Consider the following 232-nt stretch of genomic DNA (forward strand, 5'->3'; position numbering starts at 1 on the left):
GTACAAGTTGTTCCCGCGCTGTCTGTCATCAATCATGTGCCGACAATCAGCGCAAGCGATAAAACGATCAAGTTTGGAGAAAAGTTTGATCCATTGAAAGATGTGACTGCAAAAGATAAAGAAGACGGCGATCTTACATCTGAAATTAATGTAGTAAAAAATACAGTCGATACGGGAAAAGCGGGAACGTACGAAGTAGTTTATCAGGTGGCAGACAGTCAGAATGCTTCTG

Annotated in this window: 1 protein-coding gene; it reads left to right on the plus strand. The window is 41.8% G+C overall.

Annotation, left to right across the window (positions count from 1 at the left end):
- Positions 1-232 (plus strand): immunoglobulin-like domain-containing protein (locus NE637_RS15600; protein WP_256267836.1); only part of this gene is annotated, 232 nt, incomplete at both ends.

Source organism: Desulfovibrio desulfuricans, assembly GCF_024460775.1.
GTDB lineage: Bacteria > Desulfobacterota > Desulfovibrionia > Desulfovibrionales > Desulfovibrionaceae > Desulfovibrio > Desulfovibrio desulfuricans_E.